At 71.4% G+C, this 8239-nt stretch carries 10 protein-coding genes; 3 read left to right on the forward strand and 7 right to left on the reverse strand.

The window, feature by feature from the left end:
* A partial coding sequence (locus tag GKQ77_RS22195) for a heme-binding beta-barrel domain-containing protein (protein ID WP_219690688.1) occupies nucleotides 1-528 on the forward strand: 528 nt, incomplete at its 5' end.
* A gap of 13 nt (nucleotides 529-541) precedes the next feature.
* Here GKQ77_RS22195 and GKQ77_RS22200 read toward each other — a convergent pair.
* The 6 genes from GKQ77_RS22200 to GKQ77_RS22225 all read right to left on the reverse strand — a co-directional run bounded on the left by GKQ77_RS22200 (nucleotide 542) and on the right by GKQ77_RS22225 (nucleotide 5366).
* Nucleotides 542-1828 (reverse strand): PP2C family protein-serine/threonine phosphatase, encoded by a 1287-nt coding sequence (locus tag GKQ77_RS22200; protein WP_219690689.1) that lies wholly within the window; start codon nucleotides 1826-1828, stop codon nucleotides 542-544.
* Nucleotides 1825-2859, reverse strand: a complete 1035-nt coding sequence (locus GKQ77_RS22205; protein ID WP_219690696.1) for a SpoIIE family protein phosphatase — start codon at nucleotides 2857-2859, stop codon at nucleotides 1825-1827. Before GKQ77_RS22205 ends, GKQ77_RS22200 begins: the two co-directional genes overlap by 4 nt.
* Nucleotides 2860-2864: 5 nt before the next feature.
* Nucleotides 2865-3347, reverse strand: a complete 483-nt coding sequence (locus GKQ77_RS22210) for an anti-sigma regulatory factor (protein WP_258021746.1) — start codon at nucleotides 3345-3347, stop codon at nucleotides 2865-2867.
* Nucleotides 3344-3745 (reverse strand): STAS domain-containing protein, encoded by a 402-nt coding sequence (locus tag GKQ77_RS22215; RefSeq protein ID WP_219690690.1) that lies wholly within the window; start codon nucleotides 3743-3745, stop codon nucleotides 3344-3346. Before GKQ77_RS22215 ends, GKQ77_RS22210 begins: the two co-directional genes overlap by 4 nt.
* Nucleotides 3742-4620, reverse strand: coding sequence for an STAS domain-containing protein (locus GKQ77_RS22220; RefSeq protein ID WP_219690691.1), 879 nt, complete (start codon nucleotides 4618-4620; stop codon nucleotides 3742-3744). The genes GKQ77_RS22215 and GKQ77_RS22220 overlap by 4 nt, the downstream gene beginning before the upstream one ends.
* A 245-nt stretch (nucleotides 4621-4865) precedes the next feature.
* Complete coding sequence (locus GKQ77_RS22225) at nucleotides 4866-5366, reverse strand: MarR family winged helix-turn-helix transcriptional regulator (RefSeq protein ID WP_258021747.1); 501 nt, start codon at nucleotides 5364-5366, stop codon at nucleotides 4866-4868.
* 103 nt (nucleotides 5367-5469) lie between these two features.
* On the opposite strand from GKQ77_RS22225, the gene GKQ77_RS22230 reads away from it, so the two are divergent.
* A complete protein-coding gene (locus tag GKQ77_RS22230) occupies nucleotides 5470-6636 on the forward strand; it encodes a PP2C family protein-serine/threonine phosphatase (protein ID WP_308117747.1) in 1167 nt (388 codons plus the stop codon).
* Between the two features lie 16 nt (nucleotides 6637-6652).
* On the opposite strand, the gene GKQ77_RS22235 is transcribed toward GKQ77_RS22230, so the two are convergent.
* Nucleotides 6653-7498 (reverse strand): RNA polymerase sigma factor SigF, encoded by an 846-nt coding sequence (locus tag GKQ77_RS22235; RefSeq protein ID WP_219690694.1) that lies wholly within the window; start codon nucleotides 7496-7498, stop codon nucleotides 6653-6655.
* A gap of 257 nt (nucleotides 7499-7755) precedes the next feature.
* Between GKQ77_RS22235 and GKQ77_RS22240 the strand changes: the two genes are divergently transcribed.
* A complete protein-coding gene (locus GKQ77_RS22240) occupies nucleotides 7756-8172 on the forward strand; it encodes an ATP-binding protein (protein WP_219690695.1) in 417 nt (138 codons plus the stop codon).
* The last annotated feature ends 67 nt before the right edge of the window (nucleotides 8173-8239 follow it).

An 8239-nucleotide genomic window follows, 5' to 3' on the forward strand; every position in this document is an offset into this window, starting at 1 on the left:
CCCCAACACCCGTACCCCGACGCCCACCACCCCCACGAGGCACCGGCCCCGCACGCGCTGCTCGCGCCCGTGCTCGGCCTCCTGGGCACCTGGCAGGGCCGGGGCAGCGGCGAGTACCCGACGCTCGACGGCGACTTCGCGTACGCGCAGGAGGTCACCTTCAGCCACGACGGACGCCCCTTCCTCCACTACGAGGCCCGCGCCTGGCTCCTCGACGCCGACGAGCGGCCGCTGCGTCCCTCGGCGCGGGAGAGCGGCTGGTGGCGGCTGCAGCCCGACGGCCGCGTGGAGGCACTGATCACCCAGCCCACCGGCATCGCGGAGATCGCGGTCGGCCGGGCGGACGGCGACACGGTCGACCTCGCCACCCACGAGGTGGCCCTCGCGCCCACCGCCAAGAAGGTCGACGCCACCCGCCGCCGCTACACGCTGACCGGCCCCGGCACCCTCACCTTCACCCACGACCTCGCGGCCGTGGGCCAGCCGCTCCAGCACCACCTCTCGGCGGAACTCCGCCGCAGGGCATAGCCCCCGCCCGGCGTCAGACGCCGGGGGAGCGGAGGCGCACGGCCAGGGCGAGCGTGTCGTCCTCGTGGAGGACGTCGGTCAGCATGGCGCGCGCGATGGACGCCGGTACGTCCTCCGTGGGCCGCACGCGGTAGCGGCGGGCGGTCGACATCAGGCGCTGCTCGCCCTCGCGGGGGTCCCTGCGGCTCTCGGTGAGGCCGTCGGTGTAGAGGATCAGCAGGTCGTCGCGGCGGAGCGTGGTGGTGAGGACCCGCTCGCTGCCCGGCAGGGGGAAACCGACGCCGCGACCGCGGACCTCCAGATAGGAGGCCTCCCCGTCGGCGCGCACGAGGAGGGCCGGCGGGTGGCTTCCGTTGGCCAGCGACAGCTTCCCGCTCACCGGGTCGAGGTGGGCGAGGAGCAGCGTGGCCATGACGTTCTGGTCGAAGGGGGCCAGGATGGCGTCCGTGCGCGCCACGATGCTCTCCAGCGGGTGGCCTTCGAGCGCCAGTGTGCGCACGGCGTGGGTGACGGTCAGCGCGGTGCGCGTGCTCGTGATGCCGTGGCCGAGGGCGTCGACGATGGTGATGTGCACCGTCCCGTCCGGGAGGGTGAACCAGTCGTACAGGTCGCCGCCGGTGGGGGTGTCGTCGCTCGCGGGGGCGTAGTGGACGGCGAGGTCGAGGCCGTCGACGTGCAGCGGTCTCGGCCGCAGCGCGTCCTCCAGGGCGCGCAGGGTCCGCCCGTGCGCCTTGCGCAGCTCTTCGTCACGCTCCTCCAGCTGTACGTAGAGGGCGAGCACCCCGCTGTTGGTCTCGGCGAGTTCGTGCTTGAGCTTGCGGTGCTCGTCGGCGAGGTGGTCGGCCCGGGCGAGCGCGGCCCGCAGCTCCTCGTCCACCAGCGCGAGGTCGGCGTCACCGGTGCGAGGAGCGACGACACCCACGCGCCGCGCGGCGGGACGCGGCAGCACGGCGGCGACCGGCGCGGCCGCCGGGGCCGGGGTCATGGGCAGGGGCACCCGCCACACCACCGTGCCGTCGGCCGTCGCCTCGCCCGGCAGCGGAAGCTGATCGGTCATCACCTGTACGTCCTCGCCGCGGGGCAGGCCAAGGGCGAGGGTGAGCCGGCCGGTTCCGTCGTCGCCCGCCTCGTCGGTGGCGGTCAGCGTGACCGGGCGCCCGGCGTTCAACGCGCCGGCGGCCGTCTCGCCGAGCGCCAGCACGATCCGGGCCCGGTCCTCGGCGGGCAGCCGGTGGGCGAGGGCGATGCGGCGGACGGCGCGCCGCAGGGCGGCGGGCGTGCGGAAGGTGGCGCTGGTCATCCGATCCTCTGCGGGCTGCCGAGAGCGAGAACGGTGGCATCGTCACGGTGTCGGCGGTGGGTATGGGCCAGGGAGGCCGCCAGCAGGGTCGGCGGCAGGCTCAGTCGGTCGGGGGCCGGGTCGTGCGTCCACCGGTGGTCGATGCCGTCGGTGTAAACGACCACGGCCGTGCAGTCGGACAGGTCGAGGAACCGGCTGCGCGGTGTGGGCAGGTTGTAGCCGACGATGCCCGCCTGCCCGGTGAGCTGGCGGTGGACACCGCGCGCGGACACGGCAGCCACACGGATGTTGCCCACCCCGCAGTACTCCGCGCCGCCCGACCCCACCCGGATCGCCGTCGCCGCGGCGCCGCGCGTGTGCCGCAGCGCGCTGTGCAGGGCGTTGAGCACCTCCGGCAGCGGCGCCTCCGGGCAGGACAGGAAGGTGCGCACCGCCCGCTGGCTGGCCGCGGCCGCGTCCGGGCCGTGGCCGAGCCCGTCGATGACCAGGCCCGTCCAGTTCCCGTCGCCCTCGACGACCGCGTATCCGTCCCCGCAGATCTGCTCCCCGCCGGCCGGCAGGCACAGGGCGCCGATGTCGGCCCCGGGCCGCCGCCCCTGCGGGACCGCGAGCCGGGCATGGGCGAGGGTGCCGCGCCCGGATGCCGAACGCAGGGTGAAGTCGGTGGCGATACGGCGTACCGCCCCGAGTCCCGCGCCCATCGTCTTGGTGGTGCTGAAGCCGTCGGTGAGGCTGAGGCCGATGTCCGGGATGCCGGGGCCGTTGTCCACGGCGACGACATCCAGCGCGGTGTCCAGCGGCGACCGCCCGCCCATGGGTGAGGGCTGGAGGAACAGCGCGCCGTTGTGGGCGTGCTTGCTGATGTTGCTCGCCAGTTCACTGGCGAGCACGGCCGCCTGGTCCGGCAGCGCTCCGGGCATACGGCAGGCGTGCGCGAGGGCGCGGGCCCGGCTCGCCGCGGTCTGCACGGCGCTGTGGTGATCGATGGGAACGTGCAGCGTGGTGGGCGCCACCAGGCCGTTCACATTCATGGCGGTCACCGCGGTCCGCTCCAGCGGACCGCGGTGACGGTCGTTCCCTGACCGGGCGCGCTGGTCACGTCGAACTCGTCCATGAGGCGGCGCGCCCCACCGAGCCCGTGCCCGAGGCCCGCGCCGGTGGTGTAGCCGTCGGTGAACGCCGCGTCGAGGTCGGCGATGCCGGGCCCGTCGTCGCTCACCGAGATCCGCAGCCCCTGACGCCCGGTCTGCTGGACGAGTTCGATGGCCAGCGTGCCGCCGCCGCCGTGGACGTAGGCGTTACGGGCCAACTCGCTGGCCGCGGTGACGATACGGGTCTGGTCCACAAGGCCGAAACCGGCTCTGAGGGTGGCTTCGCGCACGGCGTGGCGCGCGGAGAGGAGATCCTCCTCGGCGCGGATCTCGTGCGTCACGCGCGTGGTGCCACGTGCCGTACGGCGGTCCGCGGAGGTGGGGGGCGGGATCGCGGGGATCGCGTCGAGGTCGCCGTAGAGGGTCAACTGCTCCCCCTTTCTGTCGGTGGAGCCGCCGCCCGCTCCCAGCCCAGCGCGCGCAGGCCCTGCTCGGCGTTGAGCGTGGTCTCCACGCCGGAGAGCCGCAGGCCGAGTTCGACGAGGGTGATGGCCACGGCGGGACGCATGCCCGCCACGATGACCCGCGCGCCCAGCAGGCGTGCCGTCGTCGTCAGCTCCATCAGGGTGCGCGCGACGAAGGAGTCGATCAGTTCGAGCCGCGAGATGTCGATGAGCACCCCGCGGGCGCGGTCGGCGACGATCCGTTCGGTCAGCTCCTCGGTGAAGGCTATGGCGCTCTTGTCGTCCAGTTCGTTGAGCAGTCCGGTGATGAGTACGTCGCCGAGCCGCAGGATCGGCACACCGCCGCGCAGGCCCCCCGTCATCGCAGGCCCGCGGGGTCCGCCGCGCGGTTCGGCCGGTCGGTGAGGGAGATGGCGGCGGCCAGGGCGTCGGCGAGGGTCGCGCGGGTCAGGATGGCGGACAGGTCGATGCCGAGTTGGGCGATGATCTGGGCGATCGGCGGGCGGATCCCGCTGATCACACAGTCGGTGCCCATCAGTCGTACGGCGTTGACCGTCTGCATGAGGTGGTGCGCCACTGCCGTGTCCACGGTGGGCACGCCCGTGATGTCGATGATCGCCACCTGCGCCTCGTCACGCTCGATGGCCTGGAGGAGGTTCTCCATCACCACCTGCGTACGCGTCGTGTCGAGCGACCCGATCAGCGGGACGGCGAGGACCCGGTCCCACAGCCGCACCACGGGCGTGGAGATCTCGAGGAGCTGCCGGCTCTGCCGACGGATGATCTCCTCGCGCCCCTCCACATACGTGGCGAAGGACAGGGCGCCCGCGGTGTCGAGGAGGCGGTTGACGAACACGGCGGCGTGGTACAGCGCCTGGGTGTCCTGCGCCTGCGTCTGCACCGCTTCGAGCAGTGCTTCCTTGAGAGCCAGCACGGCCAGCGAGGTCGCGGTGGGGGTGGCGCCGCCGCGCGCTCTGCGCAGGGAGAGATCGGTGATCGCCTGGCGCAGTTCCGGGTGGGTGGTGGCCACGCGTTCGACCGGCTGCTCCGTCTCCAGACCCGTACGCAGGGCGTCGACGAAGGCGTCGGCCTCCTCACGGAGCTCGGCCTCGGTGAGACCCGCTCCCAGAACCGCTCGTTCCAGCTGGAGCTGCACCCATCGGTCGGCCACCTTCTCCCCTTGCTCGCGCAGCGCTGCGCTGACGCTGAGCCGGGCCTCGGGTTCACTGGCGTTCATTACATCCACCTTAGCAATTGTTGTCGCACGGCAAACGTTAGTCGAGGGAACCGATCATCGAAAGCCCCGCCCCCCGGTGAGCCGACGTCAACTCATCCACCGCCTGGGACAACGAGGCGGAAGCGCACGGGGCGCAGTCCCGGCGAGCGGGCGCGCGGCGGGGGCACGCGGCGGGGTGGAACCGCATGGCCGCAGGTGGGAGCGCATGGCGAGGTGGCGGCGTCGGCACGGCGGCCGGGCGGCGGTCAGGCGGTCTCCACCGTGTCGCGGGGCGCGGGTTCGCCGGTCGGGGAGGTCTTCTCGACGGCCGCGCGGAACCCGTTCAGACCCTTCTCGAGCGCTGCCCGGTCTGTCCGGGTCATGCCGGAGATGACCTCCAGCAGGGCACTTTCACGACGTGCCCGCAATTCTTTGAGGTAGCTTTCTCCCTTGCCGGACAAGCGCAGCTCAAGCTCGCGGCGGCTGGCGGAACTGAGAGAGCGCTCGATGAAGCCCAACGCGTGAAGGCGGTCACACATACGGCTCACCGACGAGGGAGCGGACCCGAGCACCTCACCGAGCGTGCGGAGGTTGATCCCCTGGGCGCCGTGCAGGACGTACAGCACTCGCAGTTGTGACGAGGAGACCGGGGCGGTCGCGGTGATGTCCCGGCCGCTGTTCCACAGCACTTCGAGCAGTTCGATGACATCCCGGACCGCGTGGGCGGCGGCTTCTCGATCGCCATTGCCGGCGGGGACGGGATTCATGCCCTCAACTGTGACACTTCGCAATGGCCTTGTCAGTCGCTGAGACATGCGGGGCCGCTCGCTCCTTCTTACTGTGACATTCCAGATAGGTGGTAACCGGCAGGTGGACAGATTCAGGGTGGTGGAACGCGCACTGCGCGGGGCCGCGCCGCACGATCTCCTCGAAGCGGTGCGGTCCACGCTCACCGCCCATTACGACGCGGTGTCCGTCGACCTTCTGGTGGCGGATTACGCGATGACCATACTTCAGCCGGTCGACGCGCTTCCTTATACCGCCGACCCCATCTCCGTCCACACCAGCGCTCCCGGTCGCGCCTTCGGCGCCCAGGAACCCCACGTCGAGACGGACGAGGCGGCCGGCTCGGTGACCGTGCACCTGCCCGTCAGCGTGCGCGGCGACCGCCTCGGTATCCTCACGGTCCAGCTGCCCGCCGGCGCCTACGACAGCGTCACCGCGCGTGAGCTGGAGGATGTCGCGGAAGTCCTCGGCCACGAGATCGTCGTCGCGGAGCGGGACACCGACCTCTACCTCCAGGCCCGCCGCGCCGACCGGCTCACCCTCGCCGCCGAGATGCAGTGGCAGCTGCTGCCGGGGCGCTCCTGCTCGCGACCCGAGTACGAACTGGGGGCGCAGCTCGAACCCGCGTACGCGATCTACGGCGACAACTTCGACTGGTCGACTTCGGCCCATCATCTGACGCTCACGGTCACCAACGGCATGGGGGAGGGCATCGAGGCCGCGCTCCTGACCAACCTCGCGGTCAACGCGCTGCGCAACGCCCGCCGGGCCGGCCTGTCCCTCGCCGACCAGGCGTGCCTGGCGGACCAGGCGGTCTACGGCCACTACCACGGCGATGTCCACCTCTCCATGCTGCTGCTCCAGTTCGACCTGGAGACGGGGGAGGCGGAGATCATCGACGCCGGTTCGCCCAAGATGTGGCGCATGCGGCAGGGCCGGGCGGAGGCGGTCGACCTCGATGCGCAGCTTCCGCTCGGCATGTTCGAGGACACCCTCTACGCCACCCAGCGCTTCCACGTGGAGCCCGGGGACCGGCTGCTGTTCGTCAGCGACGGCGTCTACAACGTGGCCTCGCCCGCGGGTGAGCGCTACAGCGAACGAGCGCTCACCCGCGCCATGGCCAGCACGCGCCTGCTGCCTCCCTCGCAGGTGCCGCGGGCGGTGCTGCACGAACTCGCGGGCCATCGCGGCCCCATCGACGCCGAGGACGACGCCATGATCGTCTGCCTGGACTGGCACGGCAGGAGCTGATCTCCCGGGGGCCGGCTCAGCCGGCGGTCGGGAGCATTCCCTTGCGCAGGCTCGCCAGGGTGCGGGAGAGCAGACGGGAGACCTGCATCTGGGAGACGCCGAGGCGTTCGCCGATCTGGGACTGGGTCAGCTCCTCCACGAAGCGCAGATGCAGGAGTTCCCGGTCGCGCTCGGGGAGTCCGGCGACCAGGGGGGCCAGCGCGTGGAAGTCCTCCACGAGTTCCAGGGAGGGGTCCTCCTCGCCGATGAAGTCGGCCAGGGGGGTCTCGTCGTTCGAGTCGCCGTGGAGGACGGCGTCCAGGGAGGCGGAGTTGTAACCGTTGGAGGCCAGCCGGGCCTCGATGACCTCCTCCGGGGTGAGGTTCATCAGCGTGGCCAGCTCGTCCACCGTCGGCGAGCGCCCCAGACGGCTGCTCAGCTCCTCGGTGGCCTTGGCGAGTTCGACACGGGCCTCCTGGAGGCGGCGCGGAACGTGGACCGCCCAGGAGGTGTCGCGGAAGAATCGCTTGATCTCCCCGACGATGTAAGGCACCGCGAAGGTGGCGAACTGCACCTCGCGGGAGAGTTCGAAGCGGTCGATGGCCTTGATCAGGCCGATCATGCCGACCTGGACGATGTCTTCCATCTCGTCGCCGCGATTGCGGAAACGGCCGGCCGCGTAGCGGACCAGCGACATGTTCAACTCGATCAGGGTATTGCGTACGTACTGATATTGGGCCGTGCCCTCTTCGAGCACCGCGAGCTGGTCGAAGAACAACTGGGACAAGGCACGGGAGTCCTTCGGCGTGACCGCCTGCGGATCCACCACCTCCGGCAGCTCCGTGATGCCGGTGTCCGTCTGGGTTCTGGTGGCCATCGTCATGTCTACCTCCCTGTCCGCCAGCCCCACTCGTCCCCTGTGGGCTGGTGAGGCTGCGACTACCCCCCTCCTGCGGCTTCATGTCCCCCTCACACCATGAAGGTTGCGTGACGCCGACCACACAGCTGATCTTGGCCGCTCCCGTGACCTCGCGTCAGGAGGCGGGCGGATCGCCCTCGGTGCGGGAGCGGGCGTTAAGAAGTCGGCTTCGGGGGCAAGAGACCCATTCGTACAGTCCACCCCTGATCTAGGAGGGGCGTATGAGGACGGACCATTCGCGACACAGCACCAAGCCGCTGGACCGGGCGGTCTTCGACAAGCGGCCGGAAGTCGTCGCGCAGGCGAGGGATTTCGCCCGTGCCTTTATGGACGGGCTCAGTCCGGCCATGGACGTACAGGCCGCGGCGAGTGTCGAACTGACGGTGTCCGAACTCGTCACCAATGCCGTACGGCACGCACGCGGCGACGCCTGCTCGCTGCGTCTGGTGGCGCATCACGACGCCATCACGGTCGCCGTCACCGATACCGACCCCCGGCCGCCGCGCGAGCGGACGCCCGATCTGGCGGGCGGCACCGGCGGCTTCGGCTGGCCGATGGTGCGGACCCTGGCCCTGGAGGTCGAGGTGAGCACGGGGCCGCAGGGGAAAACCGTGCGGGCGGAGCTGCCCCGCCGCTGACGGAGAGCGCCGGGCGGGCCGTGCCCGCGAACGAGAGGGGTCCGACCGCGTCCGTGCGGTCGGACCC

It is taken from the genome of Streptomyces anatolicus (assembly GCF_019400875.1).
In the GTDB taxonomy this organism is placed as follows: domain Bacteria; phylum Actinomycetota; class Actinomycetes; order Streptomycetales; family Streptomycetaceae; genus Streptomyces; species Streptomyces anatolicus.

Bases quoted from the DNA above. Each gene is read 5' to 3' on its own strand.
- GKQ77_RS22240 (WP_219690695.1), top strand. From the start codon at position 7,756: ATGAGGACGGACCATTCGCGACACAGCACCAAGCCGCTGGACCGGGCG.
- GKQ77_RS22200 (WP_219690689.1), bottom strand. From the start codon at position 1,828: ATGACCAGCGCCACCTTCCGCACGCCCGCCGCCCTGCGGCGCGCCGTC.
- GKQ77_RS22205 (WP_219690696.1), bottom strand. From the start codon at position 2,859: ATGAATGTGAACGGCCTGGTGGCGCCCACCACGCTGCACGTTCCCATC.
- GKQ77_RS22215 (WP_219690690.1), bottom strand. From the start codon at position 3,745: ATGACGGGGGGCCTGCGCGGCGGTGTGCCGATCCTGCGGCTCGGCGAC.
- GKQ77_RS22225 (WP_258021747.1), bottom strand. From the start codon at position 5,366: ATGAATCCCGTCCCCGCCGGCAATGGCGATCGAGAAGCCGCCGCCCAC.
- GKQ77_RS22235 (WP_219690694.1), bottom strand. From the start codon at position 7,498: ATGACGATGGCCACCAGAACCCAGACGGACACCGGCATCACGGAGCTG.
- GKQ77_RS22220 (WP_219690691.1), bottom strand. From the start codon at position 4,620: ATGAACGCCAGTGAACCCGAGGCCCGGCTCAGCGTCAGCGCAGCGCTG.